Below are 18,006 nucleotides of genomic sequence, written 5' to 3'. Positions count from 1 at the left end.
CCCTGCCGGCAACCATTCGCCCAACCCTCATTTTCATGTCAGAGGGCCAGGTGCGGGTACGCGGCTTCCCGCTTCTGGAACTCGAGGACGTCCTTATTACGGACTACGCCGTCCCGGATCTCGATGGCCCGGGTAATGGTGTCGTTCCCGGCCCACGCCTCCGGGCCGTCGATAACGGTTGCCAGGAACGGGAGCAAGGCCTGGCTGATCTCCCAAGTGGAGGAGTTCCAGAGGTAGGACGGACTGTGGTCCACCGCATAGTAGTCGATGTGGTCACCAACGGTGAACATGGGATCCGCGAACGTGGTGGACCTGGCCCAGCTGAAGCCCATCCCCTCGTCGCAGGACACGTCCACGATCAGGCTTCCCGGCCTGAAGGCGTCAAGATCCCCTGTCCGCAGGTAGGTCAGCGGATTATTGGGATCCTGCAGGGTGCAGTTGACCACAATGTCGCTCTCGGCCAGGAACGGGGCAAGCGGCACCCGGCCCCGCTCGGTGATGACCTGGCTCAGGAAGGGCGCCTCGTCGTCGTGATCAAACTGGACGATATTGACCGAGTGGATCGGCGCGCCGACGGCGGCCACTCCGCGGTTGGTCAGCACCTGGACGTCATGCACACCATGGGCATTCAGCGCCGTCACCGCGCCGCGGGCCGTGGCGCCGAAACCGATCACCACTGCGCTCAGGCGCCGCCCGTAAACGCCGGTTGAGCCAGTCAGTGCGAGAGCATGCAGGACTGAGCAGTACCCCGCGAGCTCGTTGTTTTTGTGGAAGACGTGCAGGCCAAAGCCGCCGTCGCTGGCCCAGTGGTTCATTGCCTCGAAGGCAATCAGCGTCAGCTTCTTGTCGATAGCCAGTTGCGTGATGGCGCGGTCCTGGACGCAGTGCGGCCAGCCCCAGAGGACCTGCCCGTCCCGCAGCTCGGCCAGATCCTCCGGCTGCGGCTTCGGCAGGAGGACGACGTCGGCCTCCGCCAGCAGTTCCCCCCGGCCCGCCATCCTGCCCACCAAGGCAGAAAGATGCGAGTCCGGGACGCCGAAGCGCTCGCCGTAGCCCTGCTCGAGGATGATGTGCCGCCGGAGATCGGGCGCGATGCGCTCAAAATGCAGCGGATGGATGGGGAGCCTGCGCTCGGCCGGTTTTCGGGTGGACGCCAGGACGCCCAGGGTCAGCTTGCTCTCGAGGCCCGTCACTTCTTCTTTGCGGCCTTGCTGGACGTCACGTCCAGGGAGCTGGCCGGCGCGGAAGCGGCCCTCTTGTCCGCGCGCTTTTCCTTGATGGATTTGCCGGATTTTTTGGATGCTGCTTGACGCGGGGACTTGTCAGCCATGATTGCTCCTGTAGCGGAACCGAAGAGGTTCCTGACCTCTGACGATACACGCCGGTACCTAATGGCACAGGGGCGGTTGGGATCGCTTCCGCTGCATTCGGGGAGCGGCTGACGGGAATCGAACCCGCGTATCAAGCTTGGGAAGCTAGCGCTCTACCATTGAGCTACAGCCGCATCGCCCCCATTCCAGGGGCCAGAACATAGCTTAGCGCAGAAGTGTCCATGGGCCGTCCAAGCGGAAGGTAGGACGCCCGTGTCCGGTCACCCGGGCGTCATCCAGTAACTGTTCAATAACGTCCCGGGCGTTGGCTAGGTGGGGGCGGGGGAGCGCGGGCTAACCTGATCCGGGTAGCTGCAGAGCCGGGGGGTGCAGCTGCTGCGGCAGATAGCAGTCAACCACGAAAGTTGCCGATGGCATTCGCAGAGCATGAGGTCCTCATCCGCCGCGACGCCATGGCTGTCTACCTGTACCTGCTCGATGCAACCAACCTGCCGCTCTGGCGTGACGGTGTCCGCAGCGTCAAACTGCTGCGTGGCTCCGCCGGGACCAAGGGTGCCGTGTACAGGCAGATGGTGGCAGGGCGGTCCGGCCTGAGCATTCCGGCCGACCTGGAAATCACCCAGGCGAGACCGGGGGCTGAAATCCAGTTCGACGTCATTTCGGGCCCGGCCTGCCGGTCGGGCGGCTTTTACCTGAGCACAGAGACGTCGGGAACGCGCGTCCGGTTCGCGGTGGAGGCCGAGCAAGAGGGGCCCTACGCTTTCCTGAACCGGCTTGCTTTCCTGAACCGGCTCGGATTCCTCAACACGATGATGCAACGGAGCCTCAACTCCGAGGTAGCCCAGCTGGAGCGCCTCAAAGACGTCTTGGAGCTCCAGCCGGCCATTTAGCCTCTTTACTGGGCCATTCGCTGCCCCGCCCATGGCCCTGCAAGGTTCGACGGCGATGCGAGGTTTCCCGAGGTCAGGTCCCAGTACTGCACCACGTCCCCGGCCCGGCGGAGTGCCAAACCCGTGGAGTTAAGTCCGGTAACGTCCCGCAGCGGCCGAATGCCCGTAACGTCGCCCCAGCCGGTGGCAACGGTAGGCCTTGCCTCCGCACGCAGGGCAGTGCTGCCCCAGCCGCGGTGAAGCTGGACTGTTCCGTCGGGCCGGAGCGCCAGGACGTCCTGGAATCCGTCGGCGTCGTAATCCACCATGGACAACTTCCGGGCAGCGCCGACGGTGCCGATCAGTGCGCGCGCGGCGAGATCACCGGAGCCCTTGTTGGGATACAGGTACAGGTTTCCGGCCCCGTCAAGGGCCAGAAGCTGGGGCAACCTGTTGTTGGCGCACCAGCCGCCCACGGCAAGGGTGAGCGTTTCCCAGCCGCTGCGCCCGAGCGTGACCGGTGCCTGGAACCCGCCGGTTTCAATGCCGCGGTGCAGGGTAAGCGTTCCGCTGGTCCATTGCGTCAGGAGGTCATATGCGCCGTCGCGGTCCCAGTCGGTGGTGAACACTTCCTTGGCGCCCGCGAAGCCTGAGCCGATGGGCCTGGCCGCTGCATAGGTGCGCGCGCCGGTGGCCGCCCGGGCGAGGAGCTGGCCGGCTGGGTCGACAGTCACGAGGTCGGCTGGCCCCGTGATTGCTGCTGCAGAGAGGTCCAACGTGGGCGGCATGTGCCGGACGGGAGCTTCGCACATGCTCGGCGCCGGCGAGGGTAAAGCAATGCCTGATCCGGAACCGCCGGGGGAATCGAGAGTGCCGGCCGGAAGGGTGGTGTAACCAAAGAAGTTCACCACGCCCCAGATTTTGTAGGTGCGGTCCGTGTACGTGATTCCGGCACCCATAACGTTGAAACGCGGATCGAGCAGCATGGCGTTATGGCCGGGCGATCCCTTCCACCACTCCACCAGCTGGGCGGCGTCGCGGTCGGTGCGGATGGCGATGACTTCACCGGCGCCGTTGTTGGGAGTCATGGCCCGCGTGTCAGTCCAGAAGCTGGCCCGGTGCTCGATAACCTCACGGGAAGCGATGCTGTCGGACCATTCCTGTGCGAGGCCTGCCACCCTGGGGTGGTACTTCACCGGGTTCAGGCCCCTGGACGCCCGGTATTCATTGATTCTGTTGAATACCGTGAGGACCGCCGCAGCATTGCTGTCCGGGATCAGTGCCTCCGGCGCAGGCGAAGCTGTTGCGGCCTCCGGGACCGCCATGCGCTGGGCGGATGGCACCAGTTCCTCGTCCGGCGCCCAGAGTGGCGGGATCCAGGGGACCTGTGGGGCTGGTTCTTCGGCTGCACCGGGGGCCGGCGCAGGTGCGGCGGGGGCCTCCGCGGCAGGTGCTCCGGTGGCTGGCTCTGCTGCAGCCGAACCCGTGCTTCCAGCCGGCGACGCCGGGCGGATGTCCGGTTCCACGGCGGGGGTGAGCCTCGAGGCAGCCGAAGGGTCGCCCGGGGAAGCGCCGCCGTCGTCGTTCACCCTGGCTGGGCCCAGGGTGACACTTCGCGGTTCCGCCGCGCTCGCCGCCTGGCTTGCCGGGAGCGGCATCGGCGCGGTGCCCGCGGACGAGGAAACCAGCGCCAGCGCGCAGAGCACGCCAATAAAAGACGGCGCGACCAATCTATTCACAAACATCCCCAGCTCTGTTGGGCCATCCGGGAGACCATCCGGCGCCTGAATCACTGAGGCAACATTAGCCCCACCAGTTCACAGGAACAACGAAAGAATGTGGCTGTGGATAACCGATACGGTAATTTGGGACGGTGCTGATCTCTGACCGCGATATTCGCGCCGAAATAGACTCCCAGCGGATCGTGCTGGAACCGTACGAACCCGCGATGGTGCAGCCGTCGTCGGTGGATGTCCGGATCGACAAGTTTTTCCGCCTGTTCGACAACCACAAGTACGCGCACATCGATCCCGCAGAACAGCAGCCGGAACTCACCCGCCTGGTAGAAGTGGAACAGAACGAACCCTTCATCCTGCACCCGGGCGAGTTCGTCCTGGGCTCCACTTATGAGACGGTCACGCTTCCTGACGACATTGCGGCACGGCTGGAAGGCAAATCATCCCTGGGCAGGCTCGGGCTGCTGACGCACTCCACTGCAGGCTTCATCGACCCCGGCTTCTCAGGCCATGTCACCCTGGAACTCTCGAACATGGCCACACTGCCCATCAAGCTGTGGCCAGGCATGAAGATTGGCCAGCTGTGCTTCTTCCGGCTGACCTCGGCCGCCGACTACCCCTACGGGCAGGGCGACTACGGCAACCGCTACCAGGGCCAGCGCGGGCCGACAGCCAGCCGCAGCCACCTGAACTTCCACCGCACCGCCATCTAGGTTTGCGGCAGCCGCTCTTTAGGCTTTGGCAGCAACACCCGCGGCCGGCCGCCCGGCCTTGACCAGGGGTTCCACGTAGCGTGCCGCCAGCGGACCAACCACTGCCATGATCAGCACATAGGCAGTGGCAAGCGCGGCCAGTTCTTCAGGAATCGCCCCGGAGGCCAGGGCCAGCCCGGCGATGACAATCGAGAACTCGCCGCGTGCTATCAGGGTGGCGCCCGCGCGGAACCGGCCGGGACGTGCAATGCCCATTCGCTGTGCGGCCCAGATCCCGGTTGCCATCTTGGTGGCTGCGGTGATGAGGGCGAGCACGAGTGCCCAGCCGAGCACCGGCGGAATGGACGTGGGGTCGGTGTTGAGCCCGAACGCCACAAAGAAGATGGCGGCAAACAGGTCCCTCAACGGCTCCAGGATGCGGGTGGCATTGTGGGCGGTGGCGCCGGAGATCGCGATTCCCAGCATAAAGGCCCCCACAGCGGCGGAGACCTGCATGGCTGAGGCCAGGCCGGCCACCAGCAGTGCGGCCCCCAGCACGTTAAGGAGGAACACCTCGGAATTCTCGCTGTGCACGGCCTTCGACACCCGGTGTCCGTGGCGCAGCGCAATCATCAGGACGAGGCTCACCACGGCCAGCGCGACCCCCACTGTGGTCAGCCCGCCCAGGAAGCTCACCCCGGCCAGCATTGCTGTGAGGATGGGCAGGTAGACAGCCATCGCCAGGTCTTCAAACACCAGGATGGACAGCACCACGGGAGTTTCACGGTTGCCCAGCCGGCCCAGGTCCGTGATGACTTTCGCTGCGATTCCCGATGAGGAGATGTAGGTGACTCCGCCCATCACCATGGCGCCCACCCCGCCCCAGCCCAGCAGCAGGGCAAGGGCGGCGCCAGGGAGGAAGTTCAGCACCAGGTCGAGTACACCGGCCTGCCAGGAGCGGCGAAGGCCAGTAAAAAGCTCGGCGGCCGTATATTCCAGTCCGAGCATAAGCAGCAGCAGGATGACGCCGATTTCCCCGGAGAGGTGTGCAAATTCCTGCATGCCTTCGAGCTTGACGATCCCGCCGGCCCCGAAGGCGAGCCCGCCTAAGAGATACAGCGGGATGGGTGACATTCCGATCCGTCCGGCCAGCCTGGCCAGGAGGCCGAGGCAGAACACAACGGCCCCCAGTTCGATGAGGGTCAGGGCCAACGGGTCCATCGCGTTTATCCGTTACGCAGGATATCGGCCGCCGAGTCGAGGCCTTCCTGGGTGCCAACAGCTACCAGCAGGTCGCCGGTGTGAAGGACGACGTCGGGCCCCGGCGAGGGGAGCACCTCGCCTTCGCGCATGATGGCCACAATCGAAACGCCGCAGCGGGTGCGGATGCAGGCCTTCCCCATGGGCTGGTTCTGGAACGGGGAATCCGGCACGATCGAGAATTGCCGGGTGACGATGCCGGGAACGTCTTTGTGTTCTTCCGTCAGTTTCATGGCCAGGTGCTGCCCGCCCAGGAGGTTGCCGAGGGCTGCAGCCTCGTCCCCGGTCAGGGGAATCGAGGCCTGGCAGGTATCGGGGTCATCCCAGGTGGAAACGATGAGTTCCATCTGGCCTTCCCGCAGCTCCACCACGCCGATACGGCGGCCGGATGCCGTCATAAAATCCTTCCGCCGGCCAAGCCCCGGAAGATCCGTCTCGTCCACGTTCATGAATCAAGCCTAGTCTGCCGCGGCCCGCTTGGCGCGGGCCCTGAGGATTCCCGCACCACCAGCCGCATCGCCGTAGGGCCCGGCTCCGGGGAAGCCGGGGCATCAGGGTTGAGCGCAGCGAGCAGCTGGTGCATGGTGCTGCTTCCCTGGGCCTCCAAGTCCATGTGCAGGGTGGTCAGCGAGGGCACCAGGAAGGCGGACTCCGGGTGGTCATCCCACCCCACCACGCTGACATCCGCCGGCACAGTGAGGCCAAGGTCGTGGAGGGCGCGCATGGCGCCGATGGCCAGTTGGTCGTTGGCGGCGAAGATGGCGGTGATGGAGGAATCAGCCATCAGGGTCCTGGCTGCACTGTAACCGGAGGCAGAGCTCCATTCAGCGACTGCGATGCCGGCGTCCTCCATGCCGGCGTCGGTGACCGCCTGCCGGTACACGGCCAGGCGGTTGCGCGCGGCAGGCCACTCCTGTGGCCCGGCGATGTGGGCAATCCGCCGGTGCCCCAGGCCGGCGAGGTGTGCCACGATGGCCTGCGCCGCGGAGCCGTCGGAAATCCGGCCCTGGCCGCGCATCTTGTCGTCGTACTCGCCGGCGACTACTACCGGGATGCGCTCCTGCGCCTGCAGGAGGTCGCTGCTCGAAACAGGCACGAAGGACAGGGCCCCGGCGAAGGGGCCGCCAGCGAGGATCCTTCGGAGCCTCGCGGTCCGCTCCGGCCCCGTTCCTTCCAGGGCCACGACGTCGAGCTGGTAGCCGGCTGCGTGGGCGGTGGCGGCTGCCCCGTTGAGCATCCGGGACGGAAAATAGGGTGAGGCGCCGGGCACCAGGGCCAGGAGCCGGTACGTGGCCTTGGTCCGCAGGGAACGCGCGGTCAGGTTGGGCGAGTACTTCAGTTCCGCCATGGCCCGTTCCACCTTTTCGGAGGTGGCGGCCTTCAGCTTGGAGCGGTCCGCCATGTACCTGGAGACCGTCTGGTGCGAGACCCCGGCGAGCCGCGCCACCTCGTAGATGGTGGGAGCGCGGGCGGGTTGACGGGACTCGGCGGGGGTTTGTGTCACAACCTGGAATCTTCCCACGTGGTCAGCCGGCCGCACATGCCGTAGCCTTCACCGGTTCGCTGCCGGGCCCGGGCCACTGCCGCTCCTGCCATCGAGGCTGCCGAGCCGTCCTCCAGCTCCAGCAGCGCTTGCTCGGTTGCCGCCATCTGGCTGCGGACGTTCGCAGCCCAGATTTCCTTCCAGCGCTCCACGTTCGGGCGGACCAGCGCCACGGCAAGGCGATGGAAATCAGCCAGGGCCTCCGGCCCGTCACGGCGGACGGATTCATGCAGGTCGGCGTATCCTTCCAGCGCCAGGTCCCGCCGCCGTCGGGCAGCGGAGGCAATCACTGACTGGTCTGTGCCGGCGGGGAGGACAGCGTGCTGCGCATAAAGGTCCGGGTCCTGGAGGATGTCCCGCGGAAAGGTCAGCACGGCATCTCCCGCTTCGGGCAGGCCGGCGTTGGACATAATGACGTTGAGCGTCAGCCCGGCCGTATTGACCAGGCGGTGGACGGTTCCGGGGCTGAACCAGAGCAGGGATCCCGCGGCAAGCTCATCTGTGGCGGGGCCGTCCATCGAGATGGTGTGGACCTGGCCGGTCCCGCCTGTCACCAGGTAGGCCTCGGAGGAGACGGTATGCAGGTGCGGGGATCCGCCGCACAGACCGTCGCGGGCTTCCCAGTCGTAGACCCGCAGGCCACTCACCGCGGTACCGCCGGGGAAGCCGGAAGCTTTCACTGTTTCCTTCACCCTCCTGCCCGGATCGCAGAGGCCTCTGCCAGGACATCGCGGGCGGCGGCTGCAAGTGCTTCCGCCCGGCCGGAGTCCGATTCGCCGTCCGCTATGACCACGCCGTACCGGTACCGCAAGGTGGAGCCGGCCGGGAACAGGACTTCCTGGCTGAAGAACGGCGCCGGACCCATGCAGGCGAAGGGCTCAGACCGGGCAAACCACTCCGGCTGGGGGTGTTCGCTGCGGGGGTCCTCGACCATAACAACCGTGGAAAAGCGGCACGTTTCATCGTGCTGGCCCACGAAGGAAAGCCACGGGGCACGCTGTCCGCGCAGTTCTTCGCCGGTTGCCCCGCCGGGCCCGATAATCGTTCCACCGGTGAAGGAGCGGGGACCGCGCCAGAACAGCCCGCCGTAACCGGCGTTGTCACGTCCCTCGGTGGTGGGCGATCCGATGTGGATCTCCTCCCCGGAAACGTTGGTCATCGCTGAGTCGAAGACCAGGATGTAGCTGTCATCATCACCCGGCACTACCTGGAAGGACCGTTCCTCCTCAACCACCAGGGACCCCGCCTGCGTTATCCACTGCAGCGTATGGGCGAAACTGAACCTGCCGCCGTCGTCCGCTGCGTGGCGCAGCTGGCCGTGCCGCATGACACCGTTGTTGGGCAGCCACTGGTAGTCCTGGCCGCGCCGGTAGCTGGGTCCGCCCCAGAAGTTGTCCGGTCCCAGGTGCGGCAGGGACCAGGCGATGCCCTTGTGCCACACGTGGTCATGGGGGCGGTAGGCGCTCACCACGTCGCCGCTTCGGGTCCGGACCGGATGGAAATAGGGCCTGGGTGACTCCATCTGGGGATCGTCGGCTGCGTAGGTATACGTCAGCACAGCGACGCCGTCCAGGGAGACGGCGACGGCTGCCCCGTCGTCGACCCAGCTGAAGGGGGTGGCGGAGGATGCGGGGGCGGCAGTGCTCATGCGTTGCTCTTTTCGAGTTTCCAGGGTTCGAACCGGCCGTCTGCGCGGTCGAAGAACGGGTTTCCTTCAGTGATTTCTCCGCGGCGGACGGTCTTGCCGGTGATGGCCGAAGCGTAGATTGCGGCCGCGAGTTCCATCGTGGGGTAGGCCTCGGTGAGGGTAACCGGCGGAACGGCACCCGAGCTGATCGCGTCAACGATGTGTGCGTACTGGGCGGGATGGCCACTGGGTATGACCGCGGAACCGTCTGCCCAGAGGTCGGCGAGGTGCTCCTGTCCCGGGGCCGGGGTGAAGCGCCAGTGGGAGTCGTCATAGCCGTAGAGGTGCTCAAGTTCCACGGTGGCGTTCTCGTAGTCGAACCGGAGTTGGGAGGTTTCGCGCGGTGAAATGACGGAGTTGATGACGGTGCTGAGGGCGCCGGATTCAAAACGAACGATGGCGGTGGACACGTCCTCGGTCTCCGTGCGGCGCGCTAGCCTGCCGGCAAAGGCGGTAACTTCCTGCCACTGGCCCCAGAGATGGAGCAGCATGTCGAACTGGTGGATGCCGTGCCCCATGGTGGGCCCGCCGCCTTCAACGTCCCACAGGCCCCGCCACGGAACGTCAAAGTATTCCTGGTTCCGGAACCACAGCGTGTTGCAGAAGCCGGTGAGTGCGGCGCCCAGGGCGCCGGACTCCTGCAGCGCCGCCAACTTGCGGGCCCCGCTGCCGAAGCGGTGCTGGAAGACGCAGCTGACGTGCTTGCCGGACGCGCGCTCCGCCTCCTGCAGTTCCCGCATCTGCCGAAGCGACAGTGCCGGAGGTTTCTCCAGCACCACGTTCAGGCCGAGGGACAGTGCCTCCAGGGCCAGGGAGGCGTGCGACGACGGCGGGGTGCAGACGGCGACGACGTCCAGGCCGGCTTCGGCGGCTGCGGCCAGGCTGGGCGCCGTCCGGGCGAAGCCCATCTTGTCCGCAAATGCTGCTGCGCGGTCCGCGTCGATGTCCACCGCGACCACTAGCTCCGCGCCGGCGAGTTCAAGGGCTTCGGCATGGGCGTGGGCTATGCCCCCCGTGCCGATGATGGCTGCGCGCGGGCGGTGCGGGACCTGCTCCATGGGTGGTGCTCCTCGTCATTGAAAGGATTCATTTATTGATCCTGACAAGTATGTGATCGATAACAGAAGGAGTCAAGACCTTTGCGTCGGGACGGCGGAACGGCCGGAACAGAGGAAGGGACGGAACGGCGGAACGGCGTGACGGGTGCGGCGGGCAGAGCCGGGGCAAAGCAGATGCCCGTGCTGCGCCAGCGTTCGGACAATCAGGCGGAGGGGACCACCGCGATGGGGGCCTTATCCGGTGACTTCACCGGCAGCAGGACCAGGAGCCCGGCCAGGAGAACCACCATGATTCCCAAGATGCCCCACCGTTGGGCCTCGCCCGGGGCCACCAGCGGGGTGGCCAGCGTGATGCAGAGGGTAAAGAGCGCCGGAGCCAGGAAACTGACGGCCCGGCCCGTGGTGGCGTAGAGCCCGAAGAGTTCGCCCGATTCGCCATGCGGGGCAAGCCGGGCCAGGTACGCCCGGGACGAGGATTGGGCGGGACCCACAAACAGGCAAAGGAACAGCCCGAACACCCAGAAAGTGGTGCTGCCGGGCCAGTCCATGCCGAAGAAAACGTAGTTGCCGTTGCCCAGGACGAGGATGACGGTGCCGGCGATGAGCAGGCCGACGAGGGAGCCGATAATCACTGATTTGGGCCCGATCTTGTCATCAAGGAATCCACCGACGATGGCGCCTACGGCGGCCACCACGTTGCCGAAAATAGCGAAGAAAATGACCTGGGGCAGTTCGAAGCCGAAGGTGCCTGCGGCGATGATTCCACCGAAGGTGAAGACCGCGGCCAGGCCGTCACGGAAGACGGCGCTGGCCAGCAGGAAGTAGATGGTGTGCGGACTGGTGGCGTAGATCGCCTTGATCCGGCGGATCAACAGGCCATAACTGGCCACGATTCCCAGGCGGCGTGCCTGCGGAGCCTTCGGCAGTTCGGGCACGGCAAACAGCACGGGCAGGGCGAACACAAAGAACCACAGGGCGGAGAAGACTGCCACGAGCCGGATGTTCAGGCTGTCCTCCGTGGAGGACCCGAACCACTCGAAGCTGGGCTGGACGAACAACTGCAGGACGATCAACAGCGCAACGATGCCGCCAAGGTAGCCGGCCCCCCAGCCAAGGCCGCTGACCTTCCCGATGTTCCGCGGCGTGGAGACCTGGGCCAGCATGGCGTTGTAATTGACGCCGGCGAACTCAAAGAAGACGTTGCCGAGGGCGATGAGGGTCACCCCCAGCAGAAGGAACTCTGGCCGGGGGAACACAAAGAAACACAGCGCGGTAAGGATGGCGACGGCGGCCGTGTTGACTCCCAGCCACAGCTTGCGCCTTCCGCCGGCGTCCGACCGTTGACCGGTGACCGGAGCCAGCAAAGCGATGGCGAAGCCGGCAACGGCCAGCGCCCCGCCAAGGACCGCCGACGCCTGGTCTTCGCCGCCGAACGCGTTGGACGTGAGGTAAACGGTGAAGACGAAAGTGGTCATCACAGCGTTGAATGCTGCCGAGCCCCAGTCCCACGATGCCCAGGCGAGTACGCGCCCCTTGCTGGTTGCCTGATTCCCGGATTCAAGTTCCGAGGACGGCTGCGTTGCCCCGGGAGCGCTGGCGCTGTTCATACGTGCATCGTATCCGCCCGTGGCGAACAGGCCGCGGACCCGACGCCTGCCAGGCCGGGGGAAGCGGGGCAAGGATACAACACGGACGGAGGAAGAGGAGGCGGAGCTTGATAAACTGGGCCTTCCCGAACCTAACCGATGACCGCCAGCTCCAACTTTTGACAATCGAACCCCTGACGTTGCGGAGATAACAGTGATCACAGTCCTTGCCGTGCACTTTACGGTGGCTGTGGTGGCCCCGCTCCTGTTCAGGGCCTGGGGCCGTAACGCTTTCTACGCGCTGGCGGGTGTTCCCGCCGTCTCCTTTATCTGGCTGCTGTTGCAGCACGGCCCCGTTTACTCCGGGGACGGGGCGGTCGCCGAAGTGGTCCCCTGGATTCCGGGGCTCCAGCTTGAGTTCGCCTTCCGGATGGATGCTCTGGCATGGGTCATGTCCCTGTTGGTGCTGGGCGTCGGCTCGCTGGTCCTGGTCTACTGCGCAAGGTACTTCAAAAAGAGGGACCAGGACCTCGGCCCCTTCGGAGCCCAGCTCCTGGCCTTCGCCGGAGCCATGTTCGGCCTGGTGGTGGCGGACGACCTCCTGCTGCTGTTCATCTTCTGGGAACTCACCACCATCCTGTCCTACCTCCTGATCGGCTTTGCCCGCACCAGGCTGGCAGCGCGGCGGTCCGCCCTCCAGGCACTTATGGTCACCACCGCGGGCGGCCTGGCGATGCTGGTGGGCCTGATCATGCTTGGCCACGCGTCCGGCACCTACCGCATTTCGGATATCCTCCAGCAGGCAACCGCGTTAGTGGGCGGACCCTCCGGCAGCATGGTGAGTGCCGCCGTCGTACTCATCCTGGTGGGTGCCATCACCAAATCGGCGCTGGTCCCCTTCCATTTCTGGCTCCCCGGCGCCATGGCGGCCCCCACCCCGGTCAGCGCCTACCTCCACGCCGCGGCGATGGTCAAAGCGGGCATTTACCTCGTTGCACGGCTGGCTCCGGGCTTCGCCGAGACGTCCTTCTGGCAGCCGGTGGTGCTGGGCCTCGGGCTGGCGACGATGCTGGTGGGCGGCTACCGGGCGCTGCGGCAGAGCGACATCAAGCTCATCCTCGCCTACGGCACGGTGAGCCAGCTCGGGTTCCTCACCATGGTGGTGGGGCTCGGCACGCCGGACGCCGCCCTCGCCGGCCTGGCCATGCTGCTGGCCCACGGTCTGTTCAAGGCAACCCTGTTCCTGGTGGTGGGCATCATCGACCACCAGTCCGGCACCCGCGACGTCCGCAAGCTTTCCGGGGTCTTCAGGTCCTCGCGTGCCCTGGGGATTGTGGCCGGCGTCGGCGCCGCGTCCATGGCAGGCGTGCCCCTGCTGGCCGGCTTCGTGGCCAAGGAATCGGTACTGGAGGCCTTCGTCCACCACGCAAGTGACCCTGCCGCCGGTCCCTGGGGGATGGTGGTCCTGGCCGGGCTGGTCCTGGGATCCGTCCTGACCTTCGCGTACAGCGCACGCTTTATGTGGGGCGCGTTTGCCGTGAAGGCAGGAGTGGAGCCCACACCGTTTAAGGCCGTCAGGCCCTCTTTCCTCGCCGCGCCGGCCATCCTCAGCGTCCTGACGATTGCCTACGGCCTCTGGCCAGTCCCGGTGGACGCATGGATCCAGCCCTACGCCGCGCTGTTTGCTTCCCCCGCCCCCGACGCCGGCACGCCCGCTGAGCAGGCAGGCCACCTCGCGCTGTGGCACGGCTTCACACCGGCGCTTGGTTTGACCGCCCTCACTTTCGCCCTTGGCCTGGCGATGTACGCTGGCCGCAACGCGGTTTCGCGGGCTCAGTCCCTGGTGCCGCCGTGGGTGGACTCGGACAAGGGCTACCAGTACACCATCGGGGCGCTGGATGACGTTGCTGTGTGGGTTACCGGACGCACGCAGCGCGGTTCGCTGTACTACTACCTGGCCGTCATCCTCAGTGTCGCCTTTGTGCTTCCCCTGTCCGCCATCCTGCTGGCGGGTAAGCCGCTTCCGGACGGGATCTACCTTGTGGATCCGGGCTCGCCGCTCCAACTGGTGGTGGGCGCAGGAATCGTGATTGGCGCCCTGGCCGCGGTCAAGGCCAACAAGCGCTTCCTGGCGGTCCTGATGGTTTCCGTCACCGGCTACGGCATCGCACTGATGTTTGCCCTTCAGGGGGCTCCGGACCTGGCCCTGACCCAGATGCTGGTGGAAACCATCGTCCTGGTGGCTTTTGTCCTGGCGCTGCGGAGCCTGCCGCCCGAGCTTCGGGACCGCACCGGCGGCAAATACCGGGTGGTGCGCGTCATCATCGGACTGTGCTTCGGCACCACCATGGTGTTCGCCGCGATCTTCGCCATGGGCGCCCGGACAGCCATCCCGGTCTCGCTGGAGTTTCCGCGCCTTGCTTACGAGGGCGGCGGGGGACTGAACATCGTCAACGTCACGCTCGTGGACATCCGGGCCTGGGACACCTTTGGCGAAATCACCGTCCTTGCCCTGGCGGCAACAGGTGTCGCCAGCCTCATCTTCGTCCGGGGCCGCGGCGACCGGATCAAGAACTCCGCCACCGTTGCCGCGGGCACGGTCGGCCGCTACCGCGGCGTCAACCCCGGTTCCCGTGACGCTGCAGCGCTGGCCGTGAGCCGGAAGTTCGCCGCGTCCGCAGGCGACGCGTGGATTGTGGCCGGCAGGACCCTGGCTCCGGAGCGCCGCTCCATTATCTTCGAGGTGGTCACCCGGCTGGTCTTCCACTCCATGATCATCTTCTCGCTCTATCTCCTGCTGGCCGGCCATAACCTGCCGGGCGGTGGCTTCGCCGGTGGCCTCACCGCCGGCCTTGCCCTGACCATCCGCTACCTGGCCGGCGGCCGGTTCGAACTGCGCGAGGCCACCCCCATCAGCGCCGGCGCCCTCCTGGGCGTGGGGTTGGCAGTTGCCGCAGCATCAGGCGTAGCGCCGTTGCTGCTGGGCGGCCAGGTGTTCCAGACGGCCATCATCGAACTCTGGCTGCCCGTGTTCGGAGACATCAAGTTCGTCACGTCAACCATCTTCGACATCGGCGTCTACATTGTGGTGGTGGGGCTGGTGCTGGACGTCCTGCGGAGCCTCGGAGCCGAAATCGACGAGCACTTTGAAAAGGGCTCCGCTGCTGTGTCCCATGACATGGCAGACGACGGGCAGGAATCCGCCGGGGACGCGCAGGCCGCAGGCATTGCCGCGCATGACACGCCCGCACGGGAACAGAGGCCTGAAGGCCTCCCCGCAGAGACCACCGCAAAGGGCCACGCATGAGCATCAATTTGACCCTGCTGATAGTTATGGGCGCCCTGTATGCCTGTGGAATCTACCTGATCCTGGAGCGCAGCCTCACGCGGGTACTGCTGGGACTTATGCTCCTGGCCAATGCCACAAACCTGCTGATCCTGGCAACGGGCGGATACTCCGGACTCGCCCCGCTGTATTCCAAGGACATCGCCGCCCAGGACTACAACGATCCCCTTCCCCAGGCCCTGATCCTGACGTCCATTGTGATCTCCTTTGCCGTCACGGCCTTTATGCTCGGCATCATCTACCGCACCTGGGTGCTGGCCCGCCAGGATGAAATCCAGGACGACGTGGAAGACCGCCGCGTCGCGGAAACGCCAAGCTTCGACGCGGAGGACGACGCCGAGATTCCCGCCGAGACTTCGGAGTTCCCAGTCGCCACGCTCATGGCAGGCGGACGTGAGATGCCTGTGGAACATGCTGCAGCGGAAGAAAAACCCGGCTCCAAAAATGTGGCCCTAGGCCCGGAAGGAGTCGGAAAGTGAACATCGCAAGCTTTGCCCCGCTCGCCGTCGTACTTCCCATCCTTGGCGCCGCCCTGACCTTCCTGCTGATCCGGCACTCACGGGCCCAGCGGGCGGTCAGCATTGCGCTGCTGTCCCTCACGCTCCTGCTGGAATGCTTCCTGCTGGCCTCCGTGTGGGACGGCGGGACGGCTGCCGTGACCATCGGCGGCTGGCTGCCGCCGTGGGGCATCGTGATGGTGGTGGACCAGTTCTCCTCCCTCATGCTGGTGGTTTCTTCAGCCGTGAGCCTCGCCGTGCTGGTGTACGCGACCGGGCAAGGCATGGCCGACGGCGACCAGGACGCGCCGGTCTCGATCTTCCACCCCACCTACCTGATCCTGGTGGCCGGTGTCTCCAACGCGTTCCTCTCGGGGGACCTCTTCAACCTTTACGTAGGCTTCGAGATCCTGCTGACGGCAAGCTACGTCCTCATGACCCTTGGCGGCACCGGGCCGAGGATCCGGGCGGGCGTTACCTACGTGGTGGTGTCCGTGGTGTCATCGGTGCTGTTCCTGATTTCCATCGCCATGATTTACGGTGCCACGGGCACCGTCAACATGGCCGACCTTGCCATCAAACTCGGCGAGCTTGACCAGGGCACCAAAACGCTCCTGCACGTGATGCTGCTGGTGGCCTTCGGCATCAAGGCGGCTGTCTTCCCGCTGTCGTTCTGGCTGCCGGACTCCTACCCCACGGCGCCCGCACCGGTCACAGCTGTGTTCGCGGGCCTGCTCACCAAAGTCGGCGTTTACGCGATGGTGCGGACCGAGACCCTGCTCTTTCCCGGTGACACCCTCAACACACCCCTGATGGTGGCCGCCCTGCTGACCATGGTGGTGGGAATCCTGGGTGCGCTGGCGCAGAACGACATCAAACGTCTGCTCTCGTTCACGTTGGTCAGCCACATCGGCTACATGGTGTTCGGCCTCGCCATGTCGTCTACGGCCGGCCTGGGCGCGGCAGTCTTCTACGTGGCCCACCACATCACCATCCAGACGAGCCTCTTCCTGGTGACCGGTCTGATTGAACGCCGTGGCGGCAGCTCGTCCGTGGACCGGCTGGGCGGCCTCGCCAAACTCTCGCCGCTGCTGGCGCTGCTGTTCTTTGTTCCCGCCATGAACCTGGCCGGCATCCCGCCGTTCTCCGGATTCCTGGGGAAGGTGGGGCTGATGCAGGCCGGCATCGAGCTGGGCACGCCGCTGGCGTACGCGCTGGTGATCGGCGGGGTTGTCACCAGCCTCCTGACACTGCTCGCGGTCGCCAGGGTGTGGAACCGCGCCTTCTGGCGCAGCCCCAGCGACGCCGAACATCCCGATCCCGTGCTGCTGGCCCCGCCGATGGCAGCAATGGCCGGCCCGGGCGCCAAGCGGAACACTGCGACCCTCCTGCCGCGCACCATGGTGGGCTCCACCCTGGGCCTGGTGGTCCTCGGCGTCGCGCTCACTGTTTTCGCGGGTCCGCTGTTCACCGTCTCCGACCACGCCGCCAAGGACATGCTGGACAGGTCCTCGTATATCCAGGCCGTGCTGGGCGAGGAGACCACTGTCCCGATGGTTCTCACGTCAGGAGGAGGAAAATGAGCCGCCGGCGCATCTCGCTGCGCCAGGAACTTCCACTCCTGGTGTGGCTGGTCATCGTCTGGGGTGCACTGTGGCAGGACTTCAGCCCCGGAAACCTCCTGTTCGGTGCGCTGCTGGCTGTTGCAGTGGCCAGGTTGTTCTACCTCCCGCCGGTGGAACTCAGCGGCCGCTTCAACATCCTTCACGCCGTCCCGTTCGCACTCACGTTCCTGGCCAAGGTGGTGGTTGCCAGCGCACAGGTCCTGTACCTGGCAATAATGCGCGGGCCACGGGTTAAGAATGCGGTGGTGGCCGTGACCCTGCGCAGCCACCAGGACCTGCTGGTCACCGCCACCGGGCACGTGATTTCCCTGATTCCCGGGTCGCTGGTGGTGGAGGTGGACAGGTCGACCTCCACCCTCTACCTGCATGCGCTGAACATCAGCTCCCCGGAGGAAGTGGAGAACCTCCGGAACGAGGTGCTGTCCATCGAGGCCGGGCTGATCCGGATCATGGGTACCAGGGAAGAACTCGAAACCGTCCGTCTGGAGGCTGCGTCATGATGCAAACCGTCCTGGTTGTTACAGCCGTCATCTTCTCGCTGGCCGCTGCCGGCGCCATCGTCAGGATTTCCCGCGGGCCGTCGCTGCTGGACCGGGTGCTTGCCACAGACGTCCTGCTCGCCATCCTGGGCGGGGCACTGTGTGTGGACATGGCCGTGAACCGGCACCTGAACAACCTGATGCTCGTGGTGGCCATCTCCATCATCGGCTTCATCGGGTCCGTCACGGTTGCCAGGTTCGTGGCCGATCGAAGGGAACAGCCCATTGAATCCTGAA

17 protein-coding genes and 1 tRNA gene are annotated in these 18,006 nt (G+C 65.8%); 7 read left to right on the top strand and 11 right to left on the bottom strand.

Annotated elements, in window-relative coordinates:
- Positions 1 to 38: 38 nt before the first annotated feature.
- From M1D93_RS18660 to M1D93_RS18650, 3 genes are all read right to left on the bottom strand, one after another.
- Entirely contained in the window at positions 39 to 1,193 is a 1,155-nt protein-coding gene (locus tag M1D93_RS18660) for a N(5)-(carboxyethyl)ornithine synthase (protein ID WP_461172937.1), read from the bottom strand.
- Entirely contained in the window at positions 1,190 to 1,330 is a 141-nt protein-coding gene (locus M1D93_RS18655) for a hypothetical protein (protein WP_458780133.1), read from the bottom strand. Before M1D93_RS18655 ends, M1D93_RS18660 begins: the two co-directional genes overlap by 4 nt.
- Positions 1,331 to 1,433: 103 nt before the next feature.
- Positions 1,434 to 1,504, bottom strand: a tRNA-Gly gene (locus tag M1D93_RS18650).
- Between the two features lie 237 nt (positions 1,505 to 1,741).
- On the opposite strand from M1D93_RS18650, the gene M1D93_RS18645 reads away from it, so the two are divergent.
- Positions 1,742 to 2,221, top strand: a complete 480-nt coding sequence (locus M1D93_RS18645; protein WP_461172936.1) for an SRPBCC family protein — start codon at positions 1,742 to 1,744, stop codon at positions 2,219 to 2,221.
- Positions 2,222 to 2,226: 5 nt separating this feature from the next.
- On the opposite strand, the gene M1D93_RS18640 is transcribed toward M1D93_RS18645, so the two are convergent.
- Positions 2,227 to 3,945: a CAP domain-containing protein gene (locus tag M1D93_RS18640; RefSeq protein WP_461172935.1), complete on the bottom strand. Its 1,719-nt coding sequence runs from the start codon at positions 3,943 to 3,945 to the stop codon at positions 2,227 to 2,229.
- Positions 3,946 to 4,073: 128 nt separating this feature from the next.
- On the opposite strand from M1D93_RS18640, the gene dcd reads away from it, so the two are divergent.
- A complete protein-coding gene (dcd, locus tag M1D93_RS18635) occupies positions 4,074 to 4,649 on the top strand; it encodes a dCTP deaminase (RefSeq protein WP_461172934.1) in 576 nt (191 codons plus the stop codon).
- Positions 4,650 to 4,667: 18 nt separating this feature from the next.
- On the opposite strand, the gene M1D93_RS18630 is transcribed toward dcd, so the two are convergent.
- The 7 genes from M1D93_RS18630 to M1D93_RS18600 form a co-directional block, all read right to left on the bottom strand.
- Entirely contained in the window at positions 4,668 to 5,849 is a 1,182-nt protein-coding gene (locus M1D93_RS18630) for a cation:proton antiporter (protein ID WP_461172933.1), read from the bottom strand.
- A 5-nt stretch (positions 5,850 to 5,854) separates the two neighbouring features.
- Positions 5,855 to 6,337, bottom strand: a complete 483-nt coding sequence (locus M1D93_RS18625) for a cation:proton antiporter regulatory subunit (RefSeq protein WP_256246589.1) — start codon at positions 6,335 to 6,337, stop codon at positions 5,855 to 5,857.
- On the bottom strand, positions 6,334 to 7,392 hold the full coding sequence (locus M1D93_RS18620; protein WP_461172932.1) for a LacI family DNA-binding transcriptional regulator: 1,059 nt from the start codon (positions 7,390 to 7,392) through the stop codon (positions 6,334 to 6,336). The genes M1D93_RS18625 and M1D93_RS18620 overlap by 4 nt, the downstream gene beginning before the upstream one ends.
- Positions 7,389 to 8,111: a cupin domain-containing protein gene (locus M1D93_RS18615; RefSeq protein ID WP_461172931.1), complete on the bottom strand. Its 723-nt coding sequence runs from the start codon at positions 8,109 to 8,111 to the stop codon at positions 7,389 to 7,391. Before M1D93_RS18615 ends, M1D93_RS18620 begins: the two co-directional genes overlap by 4 nt.
- Before the next feature lie 8 nt (positions 8,112 to 8,119).
- On the bottom strand, positions 8,120 to 9,079 hold the full coding sequence (locus M1D93_RS18610; protein WP_461172930.1) for a DUF6807 domain-containing protein: 960 nt from the start codon (positions 9,077 to 9,079) through the stop codon (positions 8,120 to 8,122).
- Positions 9,076 to 10,176 carry a Gfo/Idh/MocA family protein gene (locus M1D93_RS18605; RefSeq protein ID WP_461172929.1) on the bottom strand — a complete coding sequence of 367 codons (1,101 nt, stop codon included), beginning with the start codon at positions 10,174 to 10,176 and terminating at the stop codon, positions 9,076 to 9,078. The genes M1D93_RS18610 and M1D93_RS18605 overlap by 4 nt, the downstream gene beginning before the upstream one ends.
- A 203-nt stretch (positions 10,177 to 10,379) precedes the next feature.
- Positions 10,380 to 11,783 (bottom strand): MFS transporter, encoded by a 1,404-nt coding sequence (locus tag M1D93_RS18600; protein WP_461172928.1) that lies wholly within the window; start codon positions 11,781 to 11,783, stop codon positions 10,380 to 10,382.
- Between the two features lie 193 nt (positions 11,784 to 11,976).
- On the opposite strand from M1D93_RS18600, the gene M1D93_RS18595 reads away from it, so the two are divergent.
- The 5 genes from M1D93_RS18595 to M1D93_RS18575 are packed head-to-tail and all read left to right on the top strand — an operon-like array spanning position 11,977 to position 18,005.
- Complete coding sequence (locus M1D93_RS18595) at positions 11,977 to 15,069, top strand: Na+/H+ antiporter subunit A (protein WP_461172927.1); 3,093 nt, start codon at positions 11,977 to 11,979, stop codon at positions 15,067 to 15,069.
- Positions 15,066 to 15,587, top strand: coding sequence for a Na(+)/H(+) antiporter subunit C (locus tag M1D93_RS18590; RefSeq protein ID WP_461172926.1), 522 nt, complete (start codon positions 15,066 to 15,068; stop codon positions 15,585 to 15,587). The genes M1D93_RS18595 and M1D93_RS18590 overlap by 4 nt, the downstream gene beginning before the upstream one ends.
- The gene (locus M1D93_RS18585; RefSeq protein WP_461172925.1) at positions 15,584 to 17,188 is read left to right on the top strand and encodes a Na+/H+ antiporter subunit D; all 1,605 of its coding nucleotides are present in this window, start codon (positions 15,584 to 15,586) and stop codon (positions 17,186 to 17,188) included. Before M1D93_RS18590 ends, M1D93_RS18585 begins: the two co-directional genes overlap by 4 nt.
- Entirely contained in the window at positions 17,185 to 17,730 is a 546-nt protein-coding gene (locus M1D93_RS18580) for a Na+/H+ antiporter subunit E (protein ID WP_461172924.1), read from the top strand. The genes M1D93_RS18585 and M1D93_RS18580 overlap by 4 nt, the downstream gene beginning before the upstream one ends.
- Positions 17,727 to 18,005 (top strand): monovalent cation/H+ antiporter complex subunit F, encoded by a 279-nt coding sequence (locus M1D93_RS18575; RefSeq protein WP_461172923.1) that lies wholly within the window; start codon positions 17,727 to 17,729, stop codon positions 18,003 to 18,005. Before M1D93_RS18580 ends, M1D93_RS18575 begins: the two co-directional genes overlap by 4 nt.
- Position 18,006: the final 1 nt, after the last annotated feature.

This window comes from Arthrobacter sp. Z1-9 (genome assembly GCF_054792695.1).
This window is presented reverse-complemented; position numbering and strand designations above follow the sequence as displayed.